At 52.9% G+C, this 17,269-nt stretch carries 16 protein-coding genes; 9 read left to right on the top strand and 7 right to left on the bottom strand.

The genetic code is table 11. The features are described 5' to 3' along the window. Nucleotides 1-20: 20 nt before the first annotated feature. Complete coding sequence (gene caiT / locus OGV74_RS21800; protein ID WP_086504885.1) at nucleotides 21-1,538, bottom strand: L-carnitine/gamma-butyrobetaine antiporter; 1,518 nt, start codon at nucleotides 1,536-1,538, stop codon at nucleotides 21-23. 480 nt (nucleotides 1,539-2,018) lie between these two features. Here caiT and OGV74_RS21795 point away from each other — a divergent pair, with 480 nt between their 5' ends. The 9 genes from OGV74_RS21795 to folA all read left to right on the top strand — a co-directional run bounded on the left by OGV74_RS21795 (nucleotide 2,019) and on the right by folA (nucleotide 10,348). Continuing rightward, a complete protein-coding gene (locus OGV74_RS21795) occupies nucleotides 2,019-2,789 on the top strand; it encodes an electron transfer flavoprotein FixA (RefSeq protein WP_003018893.1) in 771 nt (256 codons plus the stop codon). A gap of 15 nt (nucleotides 2,790-2,804) precedes the next feature. Beyond that, nucleotides 2,805-3,746, top strand: coding sequence for an electron transfer flavoprotein subunit alpha/FixB family protein (locus tag OGV74_RS21790; protein WP_048219742.1), 942 nt, complete (start codon nucleotides 2,805-2,807; stop codon nucleotides 3,744-3,746). A gap of 48 nt (nucleotides 3,747-3,794) precedes the next feature. Next, entirely contained in the window at nucleotides 3,795-5,081 is a 1,287-nt protein-coding gene (locus OGV74_RS21785) for an FAD-dependent oxidoreductase (protein ID WP_200080458.1), read from the top strand. Continuing rightward, on the top strand, nucleotides 5,078-5,365 hold the full coding sequence (gene fixX / locus OGV74_RS21780) for a ferredoxin-like protein FixX (RefSeq protein WP_000203736.1): 288 nt from the start codon (nucleotides 5,078-5,080) through the stop codon (nucleotides 5,363-5,365). Before OGV74_RS21785 ends, fixX begins: the two co-directional genes overlap by 4 nt. A 147-nt stretch (nucleotides 5,366-5,512) precedes the next feature. Then, nucleotides 5,513-6,856 carry an MFS transporter gene (locus OGV74_RS21775; RefSeq protein WP_003845694.1) on the top strand — a complete coding sequence of 448 codons (1,344 nt, stop codon included), beginning with the start codon at nucleotides 5,513-5,515 and terminating at the stop codon, nucleotides 6,854-6,856. A 91-nt stretch (nucleotides 6,857-6,947) separates the two neighbouring features. After that, the gene (locus OGV74_RS21770; RefSeq protein ID WP_003837373.1) at nucleotides 6,948-7,181 is read left to right on the top strand and encodes a YgdI/YgdR family lipoprotein; all 234 of its coding nucleotides are present in this window, start codon (nucleotides 6,948-6,950) and stop codon (nucleotides 7,179-7,181) included. Nucleotides 7,182-7,284: 103 nt separating this feature from the next. Continuing rightward, entirely contained in the window at nucleotides 7,285-7,815 is a 531-nt protein-coding gene (gene kefF, locus OGV74_RS21765) for a glutathione-regulated potassium-efflux system oxidoreductase KefF (protein WP_003018878.1), read from the top strand. Further along, nucleotides 7,808-9,670, top strand: a complete 1,863-nt coding sequence (kefC, locus tag OGV74_RS21760) for a glutathione-regulated potassium-efflux system protein KefC (RefSeq protein ID WP_003018875.1) — start codon at nucleotides 7,808-7,810, stop codon at nucleotides 9,668-9,670. Before kefF ends, kefC begins: the two co-directional genes overlap by 8 nt. 198 nt (nucleotides 9,671-9,868) lie before the next feature. Continuing rightward, a complete protein-coding gene (gene folA, locus OGV74_RS21755) occupies nucleotides 9,869-10,348 on the top strand; it encodes a type 3 dihydrofolate reductase (RefSeq protein WP_003018873.1) in 480 nt (159 codons plus the stop codon). A 96-nt stretch (nucleotides 10,349-10,444) separates the two neighbouring features. On the opposite strand, the gene apaH is transcribed toward folA, so the two are convergent. Genes apaH through lptD form a run of 6 tightly spaced genes read right to left on the bottom strand, consistent with a single transcriptional unit; the run spans nucleotide 10,445 to nucleotide 17,184 of the window. Next, a complete protein-coding gene (apaH, locus tag OGV74_RS21750; RefSeq protein WP_003018869.1) occupies nucleotides 10,445-11,293 on the bottom strand; it encodes a bis(5'-nucleosyl)-tetraphosphatase (symmetrical) ApaH in 849 nt (282 codons plus the stop codon). Nucleotides 11,294-11,303: 10 nt separating this feature from the next. After that, nucleotides 11,304-11,681: a Co2+/Mg2+ efflux facilitator ApaG/CorD gene (gene apaG, locus OGV74_RS21745; protein ID WP_003018867.1), complete on the bottom strand. Its 378-nt coding sequence runs from the start codon at nucleotides 11,679-11,681 to the stop codon at nucleotides 11,304-11,306. 2 nt (nucleotides 11,682-11,683) lie between these two features. Next, entirely contained in the window at nucleotides 11,684-12,505 is an 822-nt protein-coding gene (gene rsmA / locus OGV74_RS21740) for a 16S rRNA (adenine(1518)-N(6)/adenine(1519)-N(6))-dimethyltransferase RsmA (RefSeq protein WP_286521529.1), read from the bottom strand. After that, nucleotides 12,498-13,490 (bottom strand): 4-hydroxythreonine-4-phosphate dehydrogenase PdxA, encoded by a 993-nt coding sequence (pdxA, locus tag OGV74_RS21735; protein ID WP_003018862.1) that lies wholly within the window; start codon nucleotides 13,488-13,490, stop codon nucleotides 12,498-12,500. The genes rsmA and pdxA overlap by 8 nt, the downstream gene beginning before the upstream one ends. Next, nucleotides 13,490-14,776 (bottom strand): peptidylprolyl isomerase SurA, encoded by a 1,287-nt coding sequence (gene surA / locus OGV74_RS21730; protein WP_086504886.1) that lies wholly within the window; start codon nucleotides 14,774-14,776, stop codon nucleotides 13,490-13,492. Before surA ends, pdxA begins: the two co-directional genes overlap by 1 nt. A gap of 53 nt (nucleotides 14,777-14,829) precedes the next feature. Then, on the bottom strand, nucleotides 14,830-17,184 hold the full coding sequence (gene lptD, locus OGV74_RS21725) for an LPS assembly protein LptD (RefSeq protein ID WP_086504887.1): 2,355 nt from the start codon (nucleotides 17,182-17,184) through the stop codon (nucleotides 14,830-14,832). Between the last annotated feature and the right edge of the window lie 85 nt (nucleotides 17,185-17,269).

Raw genomic sequence — 17,269 nt, 5'->3', positions numbered from 1 at the left:
ATCAATTGGGTTAATAAGAATTACTTGTCTTTCCAGTGCACTTTGGCGTCTTTAATAAAGGACAGCGTCACCATGATGTTGACGAAGAACAGCGGACATCCTCCGGCGATAATTGCGGTCTGAATGGGCTTCAGCCCACCCAGTGCCAGCAGAACGATGCCGATGACGCCGACCAGAACGGACCAACCGATACGCACCAGCAGCGGCGGTTCTTCACCATCACGAACTTCGCGACAGGTGGACATCGCCAGGGTGTAGGAGCAGGCGTTAATTAGCGTGACGGTGGCAATAAAGCAGAGGATAAAGAAGCCCCACATGGTGGCGGTGCTGAATGGCAAGGCGGCCCAGGTTTCGATAATGGCGCGCGCCACGCCGTGTTGTTCAATCAGCTGCGGGATGTTGAGAATGTTTTTATCCATCAGCAGCAGCGTGTTGCTGCCAAGGACTGTCCACAGGATCCAGGTGGAAGCGGTCAGGCCCAGCACCATCCCAAAGCACAGTTCACGTACGGTACGACCTCGAGAAATACGCGCCAGGAAGATACTCATCTGGATGGCGTAAATGACCCACCACGCCCAGTAGAAAACAGTCCAGCCCTGCGGGAATCCGCCTTTGCCGATGGCATCGGTATAGAACAGCATGCGCGGCAGATACATCAGCAGCATGCCGACCGAGTCGGTGAAGTAGTTCATGATGAAGCTGGCGCCGCTGACGATAAACACCCAGCCCAGCATCAGGAAGCTCAGGTAGCTACGCACGTCGCTGGCGATTCTGACTCCTTTTTGCAGGCCACAGGCTACGCAAATGGCGTTCAGAATGATCCAGCAGGTAATGATGATGGCATCTAATTGCAGCGTATGCGGAATACCGAACAGCCATTGCATACACTCGGTTACCAGCGGCGTCGCCAGACCGAGGCTGGTACCCATCGCGAAGATCAGCGCCACCAGGTAGAAGTTATCAACGATGGTGCCGAACAGCCCTTTCGCATGCTTTTCGCCCACTAACGGTACCAGCGTAGAGCTGGGACGGATGACGTCCATCTTGCGCACAAAGAAGAAATAGGCGAAGGCCACAGAAAGGAAGCTGTAGGTTGCCCACGGCAACGGCCCCCAGTGGAACAGGCTGTACGCCAGACCGATCTCTTTCGCACCCGTGGAATTGGCCTCCAAAGCGAACGGCGGGGTAGAGATATAGTAGTAGATCTCGATGGAACCCCAGAACAGCACCGCGGCGGATGTACAGGAGGCGAACATCATAAAAATCCAGCTGGCGGTACTAAACTCGGGTTTTTCGTCGCCTAATTTCTTTTTGGCATACGGGCCAAAGACTAACCAGAACCATCCGAAGAGCATGACGACCATATACCATTCGAATGCCCAACCCCAGACGTTGGTGACATAACTGAATACCGCATTAATAACGACGTTAGCGGCATCAAGATCTCTTACTGTTAGCCAACAAAGTATCCCAACAATTATTAATGGCGGAAAAAAAACCTTCGGTTCAATTCCCGATTTTCTCTTTTCATTTTTCATAAGTGAATTCCAGTGTGAAAACGAAATTTATTTAGCGTGCCCGTATGTGATCGTTTGTTTATTTATTATTAATGATTTGTTGATGACTTTTTAACCTCTGGGGCGCCTCAGTGAGTAACTCATAATGGGTATTCATTTCCGGCTATTCTGTTATCTTTGTCACACTTTTTTATGCTGGTTATTTTGTCTGGAAATCTAGATAATTTCTTTATTAATCATGATATTGGCATTGGTTTTTTAACTTTTTTAAGTGACTGGCGTTCAATATTGTTGAACCAGCAGACAATATTGAAAATTTTCATATTTGACGTGATTCTTTCAATATTGGTGAGGCATGTAACACTATTGAAAGTTACGAATTTCAATGTGTGACATTTTCAATATTGGTGATTAAGGTTTTATTTCCGAATTAAAGAGCGTGATATCTGTATTTAACACCGCCGATATAAATACGTTTCCTTCATGATTTCTGGAGATGCAATGAAGATAATTACTTGCTACAAATGCGTACCTGATGAGCAGGATATTGCGATTAATAATGCTGATGGAACACTCGATTTCAGCAAAGCAGATGGCAAAATCAGCCAATATGATCTGAATGCGATCGAAGCGGCTTGCCAGTTAAAACAGCAGGTGGGAGAGGCTCAGGTTGTGGCCATGAGCGTCGGAGGCAAAGCGCTGACCAATGCAAAAGGGCGCAAAGATGTGCTTTCCCGTGGCCCTGATGAACTGATTGTTGTCATTGACGATCAATTTGAACAGGCGCTGCCGCAACAAACTGCCACTGCGCTGGCTGCCGCCGTGCAAAAATCCGGTTTTGATCTGCTTATTTGCGGCGACGGTTCTTCCGATCTTTATGCTCAGCAGGTTGGTCTGCTGGTGGGCGAAATGCTGGACGTGCCGGCGATAAACGGCGTGAGCAAAATCCTCTCTCTTACCGACAGCACTCTGACGGTAGAGCGTGAACTGGAAGATGAAGTTGAAACCCTGAGTATCCCGCTTCCGGCGGTTATCGCGGTCTCTACTGACATCAACACCCCTCAAATCCCTTCCATGAAAGCCATTCTTGGTGCGGCGAAAAAACCGGTTCAGGTTTGGTCACCTGCAGACATTGGGCTGAACAGCGTGCAGGCGTATTCCGCACAACAGGTTGCTGCGCCGAAACAGCGCGAGCGTCAGCGCGTTGTAATTGAAGGTGACGGTGAAGAACAGATTGCCGCGTTTGTCGAGAATCTTCGCAAAATCATTTAATTATCAGGGGATGTTATGAACAAATTTTCCAGTATCTGGGTATTCAGCGATACCCCTTCTCGTCTGCCGGAACTGATGAATGGTGCGCAGGCTTTAGGTGAAAAAGTTAACACGTTTGTGCTCAGCGATGCGGACAGCGCAACGGCATGTCATTTAGGCGCGGATCATGTCTGGCTGCTCAGCGGCAAACCAGAAGACCGTATGGTTGAAGACTACGCCGATGTGATGGCTCAGACCATTCGTCAGCACAGCGAGGGCGGCGCGGTGCTGCTGCCGAATACACGTCGGGGCAAGCTGTTAGCGGCAAAGCTGGGCTTTCGCTTGTCGGCTGCAGTCTCAAATGACGCCAGCGCAGTCGCGGTGCAGGATGGAAAAGCGGCGGTCAAACATATGGTCTACGGCGGCCTGGCGATGGGAGCAGAAACAATCGCTTCACCGTTTGCCGTGATCACTCTCAGTAGCGGAACGTTTGACGCGCAGCAACCGGATACCACCCGCAGCGGCGAGATGCATACCGTACAGTGGCAGGCTCCGGCCATTGTCGTGACCCGTACGGCAACTCAGGCGCGTCAGAGCAACAGCGTCGATCTCGACAAAGCCCGTCTGGTGGTCAGCGTGGGACGCGGTATCGGTAGCAAAGAAAATATCTCGCTGGCAGAAGCGCTGTGCCAGACGATTGGCGCTGAGTTGGCCTGTTCCCGTCCGGTGGCGGAAAACGAGAAGTGGATGGAGCATGAACGCTACGTCGGCATCTCCAACCTGATGCTTAAGCCTGAACTGTATCTGGCCGTGGGGATCTCCGGACAGATCCAACATATGGTCGGTGCCAACGGCGCACAGACGATTTTCGCCATCAACAAAGACAAAAATGCGCCGATTTTCCAGTATGCAGATTATGGCATCGTTGGCGATGCGCTGAAGATCCTGCCTGCGCTGACGGCTGCCTTAGCGCGTTAAACCATTCGGGCAGGATGCGAAGGTATCCTGCCGCTGACAGGAGTACGTATGTCCGAAGATATCTTTGATGCCATCATAGTGGGTGCAGGTCTGGCTGGTTCGGTTGCGGCGCTGGTGCTGGCTCGGGAAGGTGCACAGGTGCTGGTTATCGAGCGCGGCAATTCTGCTGGCGCGAAGAATGTCACCGGTGGGCGCATGTATGCGCATAGCCTGGAGCGCATCATTCCCGGTTTTGCTGAGCAGGCCCCCATTGAACGCATAATCACCCACGAAAAGCTCGCCTTTATGACCGACAAAGGGGCGATGACCATCGACTATTGCAATGGTGAAGAGGCCGCATCGTCGCAGGTTTCTTATTCCGTCTTACGTAGCAAATTTGACGCCTGGCTGATGGAGCAGGCCGAGGAGGCGGGCGCCCAGCTCATCACCGGTATTCGTGTGGATAACGTTGTGCAGCGCGAGGGTAAAGTCGTGGGCGTGGAAGCCGACGGCGATATTCTGGAAGCCAAAGTGGTGATCCTCGCCGACGGGGTGAATTCTCTGCTGGCTGAAAAGCTGGGTATGGCAAAGCGCGTCGAGGCATCGCATGTTGCCGTCGGCGTAAAAGAGCTGATCGAACTGCCAAAATCGGTAATTGAAGATCGTTTCCAGTTACATGGGAACGAAGGTGCAGCTTGCCTGTTTGCCGGTTCGCCAACTGATGGGTTGATGGGCGGAGGCTTTCTCTATACGAATGAAACGACCCTTTCTCTGGGGCTGGTCTGCGGCCTTCATCACCTGAAAGACGCGAAAAAATCGGTCCCGCAAATGCTGGAAGATTTCAAACAGCATCCGGCGGTTGCCCCACTGATCGCCGGTGGCAAGCTGGTGGAATATGCCGCGCACGTCGTACCTGAAGCCGGTATGAATATGCAGCCAGAACTGGTGGGGGACGGTGTACTGATTGCCGGTGACGCTGCCGGAATGTGTATGAACCTCGGCTTTACCATTCGCGGTATGGATCTCGCCATTTCCGCAGGCGAAGCGGCGGCGAAAACGGTGCTTTCAGCGATGAAGCGCGACGACTTTAGCAAGCAGTCGCTGGGTGAATACCGTCAGCATCTGGACGATGGCCCGATGCGCGATATGCGTATGTACCAGAAGCTTCCTGCTTTTCTTGATAACCCGCGCATGTTTACCGCCTATCCCGAAATGGCGGTCAGTATCGCACGCGACCTGTTCACCGTAGATGGTTCCGCCCCGGTGCCAATGCGTAAAAAAATCCTGCGCCATGCGAAGAAAGTGGGCTTCATCAACCTGATGAAAGATGGCCTGAAAGGAGTGACCGTATTATGACATCTCCCGTCAATGTGGACGTCAAACTGGGCGTCAATAAGTTCAATGTCGATGAAGACAGCCCACATATCATTCTCAAAACCGATCCTGATAAACAGGCGCTGGAAGTGCTGATTAAGGCCTGTCCAGCAGGGCTGTATAAAAAGCAGGACGACGGCAGCGTACGGTTTGATTACGCCGGATGCCTGGAGTGCGGAACGTGCCGCATTCTCGGGCTCGATACAGCGCTGGAAAAGTGGGAATACCCGCGTGGGACATTTGGCGTGGAGTTTCGCTACGGTTAATAAGTACGAGGTTGTGCACCCGTAGGCCGGATAAGACGCGCTAGCGTCGCCATCCGGCAATCATGTGACGCCAGTGCCGGATGGGGGCGTAAACGCCTTATCCGGCCTATAGATGACGCTTTGCCCGTGTTGAAACAGGAAGTCGCTATGCAGCAGCCCAGGAACTTTGATGACATCAAATTTACCTCTATTCACCGCCGGATAATGCTGTGGGGAAGCGGTGGGCCATTTCTGGATGGTTATGTGCTGGTGATGATTGGCGTGGCGCTGGAACAGCTCACGCCAGCATTGAAACTGGACGCACAGTGGATTGGTCTGCTGGGTGCCGGCACGCTCGCCGGTCTGTTTGTGGGGACGTCGCTGTTTGGCTACATTTCCGATAAGGTCGGGCGGCGCAAAATGTTCATCATTGATATTATCGCCATTGGCGTGATATCGGCAGCAACCATGTTTGTTTCCTCGCCCGTTGAGCTGTTGGTGATGCGCGTGCTGATCGGCATTGTGATTGGTGCCGATTATCCGATTGCTACCTCGATGATTACCGAGTTCTCCAATACCCGCCAGCGCGCTTTCTCCATCGGTTTTATCGCCGCGATGTGGTATGTCGGCGCCACCTGTGCCGATCTGGTCGGTTACTGGCTGTATGATGTTGAGGGAGGGTGGCGCTGGATGCTGGGCAGCGCGGTGATCCCCTGTATTTTGATCCTGATTGGGCGCTTCGATCTTCCTGAATCGCCGCGCTGGCTACTGCGTAAAGGTCGGGTGAAAGAGTGTGAAGCGATGATGATCAAACTGTTCGGTGAACCGGTGGTGTTCGACGAAGAGGCGCCGCAGGAGACGCGTTTTCTCCAGCTGTTTAACCGCCGTCATTTCCCGTTTGTCCTGTTTGTTGCCGCTATCTGGACCTGTCAGGTGATCCCGATGTTCGCCATTTATACCTTTGGTCCGCAGATTGTTGGACTGTTGGGGCTTGGTGCCGGGAAAAGCGCCGCGTTGGGCAATGTGGTGATAAGCCTGTGCTTTATGCTGGGGTGCATTCCGCCCATGTTCTGGCTCAATAGCGCGGGTCGCCGACCGCTGTTGATTGGCAGTTTTATTATGATGACGCTGGCGCTGGCCGTGCTGGGGTTAATTCCTGATATGGGGGCGTGGCTGGTAGTGCTGGCGTTTGCCGTGTACGCGTTTTTCTCGGGGGGACCGGGAAACCTGCAGTGGCTATACCCAAACGAGCTGTTCCCTACCGACATTCGCGCGTCTGCCGTCGGGGTGATTATGTCCTTAAGCCGCATCGGTACTATTGTTTCAACCTGGGCGCTGCCGGTATTCATCACCAAATACGGTATCAGCAATGTCATGCTGATGGGCGCAGGAATTTCGCTGATTGGCCTGCTTGTGTCCATCGCTTTCGCCCCGGAAACGCGAGGTCTGACGCTGGCGCAAACCAGTCAAATGACGATTCGCAGTAAGCCCGTGACCAGGGCGGGCTATTAGGAGTGTTCTGTATTTTCCCTGCAACTCAGTCAGTTAGCCTACAGTTAACTGGGTATATCACTGAAAACAACTGAAAAGCAGGGAGAACACCATGCAAAAACATATCCTGATCACTTCAATTTTTACCGCAGCAGCACTGTTTACCGTGGTCGGTTGTTCCTCAAACCAGGCGGTTAAAACCACCGATGGCAAAACAATCGTCACTGACGGCAAACCGCAGGTTGATGATGATACTGGTCTGGTGTCGTACAAAAATGCTCAGACGGGTAAGACGGAACAGATTAACCGCGATCAGGTTAAGGATATGAGCGAACTGGACAACTAGTTCAGTTTTCTCCATTCAGCCACTCAATAATATTGACTGTTAGCCTGTGGATTAAGTGACTAAACTCACTGTTATTACAATAATGCAGTGACACAGGCTAATCATGATTCTCATCATTTATGCGCATCCCTATCCGCAGCATTCGCATGCGAATAAGCGGATGCTTGAACAGGCAAGGACGCTGGAGGGCGTGGAGATACGCTCGCTCTACCAGCTCTACCCCGACTTCAATATCGATATTGCCGCTGAACAGGATGCGCTGGCGCGCGCTGATTTGATCATATGGCAGCATCCGATGCAGTGGTACAGCACACCTCCATTACTCAAGCTGTGGATGGATAAAGTCCTTTCGCACGGCTGGGCGTATGGCCATGGCGGTACTGCGCTGCACGGTAAACAACTGCTGTGGGCGGTGACGACCGGCGGCGGTGAAAACCACTTCGATATTGGCTCCCATCCCGGATTTGATGTGCTTTCTCAGCCTTTACAGGCAACAGCGCTCTATTGCGGCCTCAAATGGCTGCCGCCGTTTGCGATGCACTGTACGTTTATCTGTGATGATGAAACGCTGCAAGCGCAGGCGCGTCACTACAAACAGCGTCTGATGGAATGGCAGGAGGCACACCATGGATAGCCATACGCTGATACAGGCGCTGATTTATCTCGGATCGGCGGCGCTGATTGTACCCATCGCCGTACGGCTGGGATTAGGGTCGGTACTGGGGTATCTCATCGCCGGATGCATTATCGGACCCTGGGGTCTGAGGCTGGTGACGGACGCCGAATCCATCCTGCATTTTGCGGAGATCGGTGTGGTACTGATGCTGTTTGTCATCGGTCTGGAGCTGGATCCGCAACGTTTGTGGAAATTGCGGGCATCGGTGTTCGGCGGCGGTGCGCTACAGATGGTGGTTTGCGGCGGCTTAATTGGTTTGTTCTGTATGTTCCTTGGCCTGCGCTGGCAGGTAGCGGAACTGATCGGCATGACGCTGGCGCTTTCCTCAACGGCGATCGCTATGCAGGCAATGAATGAACGCAACCTGATGGTTTCGCAAATGGGCCGCAGCGCGTTTGCCGTGCTGCTGTTCCAGGATATCGCCGCTATTCCATTGGTGGCGATGATCCCGTTACTGGCGGCGAGCGGCGCATCGACTACGCTTGGGGCGTTTGCATTGTCAGCCCTGAAGGTAGCGGGCGCACTGGTATTAGTGGTGGTATTGGGGCGTTATGTCACACGTCCGGCCTTGCGTTTTGTTGCGCGTTCGGGCCTGCGGGAAGTATTCAGTGCCGTTGCGCTGTTCCTCGTGTTTGGCTTCGGTCTGCTCCTGGAAGAGGTTGGCCTGTCGATGGCGATGGGGGCCTTTCTGGCCGGAGTGCTGCTGGCAAGCTCTGAGTATCGCCACGCGCTGGAAAGCGACATTGAGCCATTTAAAGGATTGCTGCTGGGACTGTTTTTCATTGGCGTGGGGATGTCTATCGACTTTGGTACGCTGATTGATAATCCCTTGCGCATTATCATTTTGCTGGTCGGTTTCCTGGTTATCAAAACCGTCATGCTGTGGTTGATAGCGAAACCGTTGCAGGTGCCGAACAAGCAGCGTCGCTGGTTTGCCGTATTGTTAGGGCAGGGCAGTGAGTTTGCCTTTGTGGTGTTTGGTGCGGCGCAAATGGCAAATGTGCTCGATCCTGACTGGGCGAAATCGCTGACACTGGCGGTGGCGTTGTCGATGGCGGCTACGCCGATTTTGCTGGTGATTTTGACGCGTCTGGAAAAATCGGCGACTTCGGAAGAGCGGGAAGCCGATGAAATCGATGAGGAGCAACCGCGGGTGATCATCGCTGGATTTGGGCGATTTGGCCAGATAACCGGTCGTCTGTTGTTGTCGAGTGGGGTCAAAATGGTGGTTCTTGATCATGACCCGGACCATATCGAAACGCTGCGTAAATTCGGGATGAAGGTTTTCTATGGCGATGCGACCCGGATGGATCTGCTGGAATCTGCCGGGGCGGCGAAAGCTGAAGTCATTATTAATGCCATTGACGATCCGCAAACCAGCCTGCAGTTAACCGAAATGGTGAAAGAGCATTTCCCGCATCTGCAAATTATTGCTCGTGCGCGCGATGTGGATCATTACATCCGCCTGCGCCAGGCGGGCGTGGATATGCCGGAACGCGAAACCTTTGAAGGTGCACTGAAGACCGGACGTCTGGCGTTGGAAGGGCTCGGGCTTGGGCGCTATGAGGCACGTGAGCGGGCCGACGTATTCCGCCGATTCAATACCATGATGGTAGAGGAGATGGTGAAAGGGGAAAATGACGCGACTTCCCGCGCGGCCGTTTATAAACGCACCAGCGCAATGCTGAGTGAAATTATTGCGGAAGATCGTCAGCACTTATCGTTAATTCAACGCCATGGCTGGCAAGGCACGGATGAAGGTAAGCATACGGGCGACGTCGCCGATGAGCCGGAAGTGAAACCGTCAGCATAGGGTAAAAAATGTGATGTTCTGCAAACTTTACTGCTAATTGGCTGTTTTTGAACTACTGTAATGCTGGCGTACCACCTTAAATAGGTCGGTTCGCCAGCAGAACGGAAAATTTTCCTGTTCATCCTCTTTCCGCCAGTCGACGAAAGATTGCGCTTTCCGTATAGTGGCGACAATTTTTTTGTATCCGGGAAATATTCAATGATCAGTCTGATTGCGGCGTTAGCGGTAGATCGCGTCATCGGTATGGAGAACGCCATGCCGTGGAACCTCCCTGCCGATCTCGCCTGGTTTAAACGTAATACCTTAAACAAGCCGGTTGTCATGGGACGCCACACCTGGGAATCCATCGGGCGACCGTTACCTGGGCGTAAAAATATCGTCATCAGCAGCAAGCCTGGCACTGACGATCGTGTGCAGTGGGTGAAGTCTGTTGATGAAGCCATTGCGGCCTGCGGTGATGAACCAGAGATTATGGTGATTGGCGGTGGGCGCGTGTATGAGCAGTTCCTGCCAAAAGCGCAGAAGCTGTATCTGACGCACATTGATGCTGAAGTCGAAGGGGATACGCATTTCCCGGACTACGAACCGGATGACTGGGAGTCGGTGTTCAGTGAATTCCACGATGCCGACGCGCAAAACTCTCACAGCTACTGCTTCGAGATTCTGGAGCGTCGTTAATCCTGTAAGTGCCGGATGGCAGCGAAAAGTCTTATCCGGCCTACTCTTGTGCCAGATGTAGGCCTGATAAGCGTAGCGCCATCAGGCATAAATCTCTCAGGCGTTGACCGCTTCGCCAGGATCCAGATTCAGATGGCGATTTGATGGCTGCACAAAGTACTGTTTGTCTTCCCAGCGCAGACAGGTGAGATCGCCTCCCCAGCAACACCCCGTATCCAGCGCGTAAATACCTTCTGGTGTGCCTTTGCCTTCCAGCGATGCCCAGTGCCCGAATGCAATGCTGTACGCTTCACTGACAGGTCCAGGAATGGCAAACCATGGCTTCAGCGGGGCAGGTGCGTCTTCTGGTGACTCTTTGCTGTACATATCCAGTTGACCGTTGGGGAAGCAGTAACGCATGCGGGTAAAGGCGTTGGTAATAAAACGCAGGCGTGCCAGCCCGGTCAGTTCCGGGGTCCAGTTATTGGGCATGTCGCCGTACATCGCATCAAGGAAGAAGGGATATGAGTCACTCGACAACACGGCTTCAACATCGCGAGCACAGTCTTTTGCCGTCTGCAGGTCCCACTGTGGGGTGATACCGGCATGTGCCATCACCAGCTTCTTCTCTTCGTCCACCTGCAACAGCGGTTGACGGCGGAGCCAGTTAAGTAATTCGTCGGCATCCGGTGCTTCGAGCAGCGATGTGACCCTGTCTTTAGGTTTATTACGACTGATACCAGCAAATACGGCCAGCAGGTGTAAATCGTGATTACCCAATACCAACCGTACGCTGTCGCCCAGTGATTTCACGTAGCGCAAAACGTCCAGCGAGCCCGGCCCACGAGCGACCAGATCGCCGGTGAGCCATAGGGTGTCTTTTTTGGAATTAAAGTCTACCTGATGCAGCAAGGCTACCAGTTCATCGTAACAACCGTGAACGTCGCCAATAAGGTATGTCGCCATAGTTATTGTTTTAATGAATGAGTGTTGGAACGGCGAGTCGGAATACGGGAATGTCGATGGTAAAGGCGATGCCTTGTTCATCGATCATTTCGTAGTGACCCTGCATGGTGCCCAGCGGCGTTTCAATCACCGCACCGCTGGTATACTGGTACTCTTCGCCGGGTTCGATATGGGGCTGGACGCCAACCACGCCTTCACCCTGGACTTCTGTTTCGCGGCCATGACCATTAGTGATTAACCAATAACGCCCCAACAGCTGCACAGGCGCTCGCCCCAAATTGCGGATAGTTACGGTGTAAGCAAAAACGTAACGTTCATCATCAGGTGAGGATTGCGCCTCAATGTAGACGCTTTGTACCTGAATGCACACTCGGGGCGAATTGATCATGTTTAACTCTCCTTCGATGGCGCGTTTTCTGACAGATAGTTAGCCATCCGGCAGTATTGCGCGACAGAGATATTTTCCGCTCGCATCGCCGGATCAACGCCCAGCTCTGTCAGTACTTCAACGCTAAATAGGTTGCCGAGACTGTTACGTACCGTTTTACGGCGCTGATTAAACGCTTCGGTGGTAATACGGCTCAGCACACGAACATCTTTAACCGGGTACGGCATCGTCGCGTGAGGGACCAGACGCACTACGGCGGAATCGACTTTAGGTGCAGGCGTAAATGCAGATGGCGGCACTTCAAGTACCGGGATCACATTGCAGTAATACTGCGCCATGACGCTTAATCGACCATACGCTTTACTGTTTGGCCCTGCAACCAGACGATTGACCACCTCTTTTTGCAACATGAAATGCATGTCGGCAATGGCATCAGTATAGGAAAAAAGATGGAACATGAGTGGCGTGGAGATGTTGTACGGCAGGTTGCCGAATACGCGCAGCGGCTGACCCATCGTTTGTGCCAGTTCGCCGAAGTTCATGGTCATGGCATCTTGCTGATAAATCGTCAGCTTCGGCCCTAAAAACGGGTGCGTTTGCAGGCGCGTGGCGAGATCGCGGTCCAGTTCAATGACCGTGAGCTTGTCCAGACGTTCGCCTACTGGTTCGGTCAATGCCGCCAGGCCTGGGCCGATTTCGACCATAGCCTGACCTTTCTGCGGGTTGATAGCAGAGACAATACTTTCGATCACAAACTGATCGTTGAGGAAGTTCTGCCCGAAACGTTTACGGGCTAAATGGCCCTGATGGACTCGATTATTCATTGGTATTAACAATCATTTTGATGGCGAGATTAAGCGCCGTAATAAAACTGCCGACATCTGCTTGTCCACGGCCCGCGAGTTCAAGTGCGGTGCCGTGATCGACGGATGTGCGAATAAAGGGCAGGCCCAGCGTGATATTCACACCGCGACCAAATCCCTGGTATTTTAGCACGGGGAGACCCTGATCGTGGTACATTGCCAGCACGGCATCCGCGTGGTCGAGATATTTGGGCTGAAAAAGCGTATCTGCGGGCAGCGGGCCGTTTAATTTCATCCCCTGCGCACGCAGTTCATCGAGTACCGGAATGAGGGTGTCTATCTCTTCCGTTCCCATATGACCGCCTTCACCAGCATGCGGGTTAAGACCGCACACCAGAATATGTGGATCGGCAATGCCGAACTTAGTGCGTAAATCATGATGTAAAATGCCGATCACTTCCTGAAGCAGGGCGGGTGTAATGGCGTCGGCAACGGCTCTGAGCGGCAAATGCGTGGTTGCCAGCGCAACGCGCAGCTCTTCGGTCGCCAGCATCATAACAACTTTCTTTGCCTGTGAGCGCTCTTCAAAAAACTCGGTATGCCCGGTAAACGGAACGCCTGCGTCATTGATTACGCCCTTGTGAACCGGACCAGTAATCAACGCCGCAAACTCACCTTGCAGGCAACCATCGCAGGCGCGAGCCAGCGTATCCACCACATATTGCCCGTTTTCTACCGCCAACTGACCCGCGACAGCAGGTGCCCGCAGCGCAATCGGTAACAGCGTCAATGTGCCTGCAGATTGCGGTCTGGCTGGGGTATCTGGAGAGTAGGGGAGGAGTGAAAGCGGTAAACCGAGCATTGCTGCCCGGTCACTGAGAAGTCCTGCATCCGCACAGACAACGAGTTCTACAGGCCAATCGCGCTGGGCGAGCTGAACCACCAGGTCCGGGCCAATCCCGGCGGGTTCGCCGGGAGTGATAACAACACGTTGAGTACGAGCCATTAGTTGCTCAGAACTTTAACGTAAGCGCTGGCGCGCTGTTCCTGCATCCAGGTTGCTGCTTCTTCCGAGAATTTACGGTTCATCAGCATACGGTAAGCTCTGTCTTTCTGCGCCGCGTCAGTTTTATCAACGTTACGCGTGTCCAGCAGTTCGATCAGATGCCAACCGAAAGAGGAGTGCACCGGGGCGCTCATCTGGCCTTTATGAAGTTTGGTCAGCGCATCGCGGAAAGCTGGGTCGAAAATATCCGCTGCAGCCCAACCCAGATCGCCGCCCTGGTTGGCAGAGCCTGGATCCTGAGAAAACTCTTTAGCGGCTGCTGCGAAGGTAGTTTTACCGCTCTTAATATCTGCCGCGATTTGTTCCAACTTCAGACGCGCCTGCTGATCGGTCATGATCGGCGACGGCTTAAGCAGAATATGGCGGGCGTGAACTTCAGTCACGGAGATGCTCTGGCTTTGGCCACGCATATCATTGACTTTCAGGATGTGGAAGCCGACACCTGAACGAATTGGGCCGATGATATCGCCTTTTTTCGCAGTGCTTAACGCCTGGGCGAAGATACCCGGCAGCTCCTGAATACGTCCCCAACCCATCTGGCCGCCTTTCAGCGCCTGCTGGTCAGCGGAATAAGTAATAGCCAGTTTGCCGAAATCACTACCGTTACGCGCTTCATCAACAACAGAGCGCGCCTGGCTTTCAGCCGCGTTAACCTGGTCGGAAGTTGGGTTTTCCGGTAATGGGATCAGAATGTGGCTCAGGTTCAGTTCGGTGCTGGCATCGTTTTGGTTGCCTACCTGTTGCGCCAGGGCATCCACTTCCTGAGGCAGGATAGTAACGCGACGGCGAACTTCGTTGTTACGAACTTCAGAGATGGTCATCTCTTTGCGGATCTGGCTACGATAGGTCGAATAGCTTAAACCATCCTGTGCCAGACGACTGCGCATCTGATCCAGCGTCATGTTGTTCTGCTTGGCGATGTTGGCAATAGCCTGATCCAACTGCTCGTCAGAGATTTTAATACCCATCTTCTGACCCATTTGCAGGAGGATTTGATCCATGATCAAACGTTCCAGGATCTGATGACGCAGCGTGGCGTCGTCCGGTAACTGCTGACCAGCCTGACCCGCATTAAGTTTTACTGACTGCATTAAGCCATCGACGTCGCTTTCGAGAACGACGCCGTTATTGACGACGGCTGCGACTTTATCGACTACCTGTGGGGCAGCGAAACTGGTATTCGCGATCATGGCGATACCGAGAAGCAGCGTTTTCCAGTTCTTCATACTTTTTCCATTTCAATTAACCGCGATGCGGATTACGTTGTAAATCAATCAGATCATAAAGAGCTTTGATACGGCAAAATGTTTGAACGCAACATTTGGTTGGTGCCGAGACCGTAGTTGGAGCTCAGGCCGCGCAGTTCGATATTAAAGCCGATCGTGTTGTCATAAATCGCGTGTTTCTGGGTGTTATCCCAGCCGTTCAGCTTACGTTCGTAACCGAAGCGAATGGCGTAACAGCAGGAGTTGTACTGCAGCCCCAGCATTGAATCTGCTTCTTTGTTCACGTTGGTATCGAAGTAGTAAGCGCCAACAATCGACCAACGGTCGGCGATTGGGAAGCTTGCCACTGCGCCCACCTGTGAGATCCCATTTTCATATTGGGCGTTAGTTACATCGCGTGAAGGTACCGCGGCCTTAATATACTCCGGGCTGGCATAACGGTAATTCAATTGCAGCATACGGTTTTCGTCACGGCGGTATTCGATACTGCTATTGCTGGTTGCGATGCTATCCAGGCGCGTGTCGTACTGGATCCCACTGCGTAAACCCCAGCGATCGGAGATGCGCCAGTAGGTGTCACCCGCCCATACCAGTGAGCCCGTTTTGTCGTCATTCTCCCATTCTGTATGGTCATCGCCAGTGCGAGACTCGGTGAAATAGTAGATTTGACCCACAGAAATATTAAAACGTTCAACGGCCGCGTCATCATAAACGCGAGATGTGACCCCGGTCGTTACCTGATTGGCGGAAGCAATACGGTCCAGGCCGCCATAAGAGCGGTCACGGAACAGGCCACTGTAGTCAGATTGCAGCAGGGACGAGTCATAGTTATAGATATGACTTTGGTCGCGATATGGGACGTACAGGTACTGCGCGCGCGGCTCCAGCGTCTGGGTATATCCCGGCGCCAGCATTTGCATGTCACGCTCAAACACCATCTTGCCGTCAACTTTAAACTGCGGCATGACGCGGTTAGCTGAATCATCGAGCTTGGTGGTGTTATTCGCGTTGTACCAATCCAGATTAGTCTGCTGATAGTGCGTTGCCAGCAGTTTTGCTTCGGTATTGATACTTCCCCAGTTGTTCGACAATGGCAGATTGATGGTCGGTTCAAGGTGAACGCGCGTCGCTTCCGGCATGTTGTCGTTGGTGTTAACGAAGTGCACCGCCTGACCATAAATACGGGTATCAAACGGACCAACGTCATTCTGGTAGTAGTTGACGTCTAACTGCGGCTGCGCAGAGTAGCTGTTACTGTTTTGCGCGTCGAAGACCTGGAACTGCTTGGTCGAAACCGTGGCATCAAAGTTCTGTACTGCGTAGCCAACGCTGAATTTTTGCGTGGCATAGCCGTCGGTACTGGAACCGTATTTATTATCGAAATCATTGAAGTAGCTGGTGTCGCTGACCTTGGTGTAGTCGACGTTGAAACGCCACACCTGGTCCATTACGCCAGCGTGCCGCCAGTAAAACAGCCAGCGGCGTGAGTTGTCATCCTTCGGGTTATCATCCTCGTACACTTTATCGGAGTTCAGATAGTCGAACTCCATCAGGCCTGCACCCGCCTGGGTGAGGTAGCGGAATTCGTTCTCCCACATGATCCCGCCACGACGGTGCATATAATGTGGCGTGATGGTGGCGTCCATGTTGGGCGCAATGTTCCAGTAATACGGCAGGTAGAACTCAAAATAGTTATTGGTGGAATATTTTGCGTTCGGGATCAGGAAACCGGAACGGCGCTTATCGCCGACGGGTAACTGTAAATAAGGACTGTAAAAGACCGGAACCGGACCCAGTTTAAAACGGGCGTTCCAGATCTCTGCGACCTGTTCTTCACGGTCGTGGATCACTTCGCTACCGACGACGCTCCAGGTATCGGAACCCGGCAGACAGGAGGTAAAGCTACCATTTTCCAGAATGGTATAACGGTTTTCCCCACGCTGTTTCATCAGGTCGGCTTTCCCGCGTCCCTGACGGCCCACCATCTGGTAATCACCTTCCCAGATGTTGGTATCTTTGGTATTCAGATTTGACCAACCCTTCGGCCCCTTCAGAATAACCTGATTGTCATCATAATGGACATTGCCCAGCGCATCGACGGTACGTATTGGCTCCGGCTGGCCTTCAGCCTGCTTCTGATGAAGCTGTACTTCGTCGGCCTGCAGGCGGCTGTTACCCTGTGCGATGTCCACGTTGCCGGTAAACACCGCGTCATCGGGATAATTCCCTTTAGCGTTGTCGGCATTGATGGTGACGGGTAATTCATTAGTCTCGCCCTGTACCAGAGGACGGTCATAGCTCGGCACGCCCAGCATACACTGTGAGGCGAGATCGGCTGCCAGGCCCTGATGGCTATAGAGGGCACTGGCAATCATGGTAGCCAGAAGAGTGGGAATACGTTTTTTCATACGTTGTATTTATTGTTCCATCATCAGTAGCGTCGCGCGTGACAAACGGTCACAGCCTAACTTATCTCATCTTCACTGCGCTAGT

It is taken from the genome of Citrobacter sp. Cf116, assembly GCF_030336505.1.
Taxonomy (GTDB): Bacteria; Pseudomonadota; Gammaproteobacteria; order Enterobacterales; family Enterobacteriaceae; genus Citrobacter; species Citrobacter freundii.
Note: the sequence above shows the minus strand (reverse complement) of the source record. Positions and strands in the feature narration are given on the sequence as shown.

Bases quoted from the DNA above. Each gene is read 5' to 3' on its own strand.
- caiT (WP_086504885.1), bottom strand. From the start codon at position 1,538: ATGAAAAATGAAAAGAGAAAATCGGGAATTGAACCGAAGGTTTTTTTT.
- OGV74_RS21795 (WP_003018893.1), top strand. From the start codon at position 2,019: ATGAAGATAATTACTTGCTACAAATGCGTACCTGATGAGCAGGATATT.
- OGV74_RS21790 (WP_048219742.1), top strand. From the start codon at position 2,805: ATGAACAAATTTTCCAGTATCTGGGTATTCAGCGATACCCCTTCTCGT.
- OGV74_RS21785 (WP_200080458.1), top strand. From the start codon at position 3,795: ATGTCCGAAGATATCTTTGATGCCATCATAGTGGGTGCAGGTCTGGCT.
- fixX (WP_000203736.1), top strand. From the start codon at position 5,078: ATGACATCTCCCGTCAATGTGGACGTCAAACTGGGCGTCAATAAGTTC.
- OGV74_RS21775 (WP_003845694.1), top strand. From the start codon at position 5,513: ATGCAGCAGCCCAGGAACTTTGATGACATCAAATTTACCTCTATTCAC.
- OGV74_RS21770 (WP_003837373.1), top strand. From the start codon at position 6,948: ATGCAAAAACATATCCTGATCACTTCAATTTTTACCGCAGCAGCACTG.
- kefF (WP_003018878.1), top strand. From the start codon at position 7,285: ATGATTCTCATCATTTATGCGCATCCCTATCCGCAGCATTCGCATGCG.
- kefC (WP_003018875.1), top strand. From the start codon at position 7,808: ATGGATAGCCATACGCTGATACAGGCGCTGATTTATCTCGGATCGGCG.
- folA (WP_003018873.1), top strand. From the start codon at position 9,869: ATGATCAGTCTGATTGCGGCGTTAGCGGTAGATCGCGTCATCGGTATG.
- apaH (WP_003018869.1), bottom strand. From the start codon at position 11,293: ATGGCGACATACCTTATTGGCGACGTTCACGGTTGTTACGATGAACTG.
- apaG (WP_003018867.1), bottom strand. From the start codon at position 11,681: ATGATCAATTCGCCCCGAGTGTGCATTCAGGTACAAAGCGTCTACATT.
- rsmA (WP_286521529.1), bottom strand. From the start codon at position 12,505: ATGAATAATCGAGTCCATCAGGGCCATTTAGCCCGTAAACGTTTCGGG.
- pdxA (WP_003018862.1), bottom strand. From the start codon at position 13,490: ATGGCTCGTACTCAACGTGTTGTTATCACTCCCGGCGAACCCGCCGGG.
- surA (WP_086504886.1), bottom strand. From the start codon at position 14,776: ATGAAGAACTGGAAAACGCTGCTTCTCGGTATCGCCATGATCGCGAAT.
- lptD (WP_086504887.1), bottom strand. From the start codon at position 17,184: ATGAAAAAACGTATTCCCACTCTTCTGGCTACCATGATTGCCAGTGCC.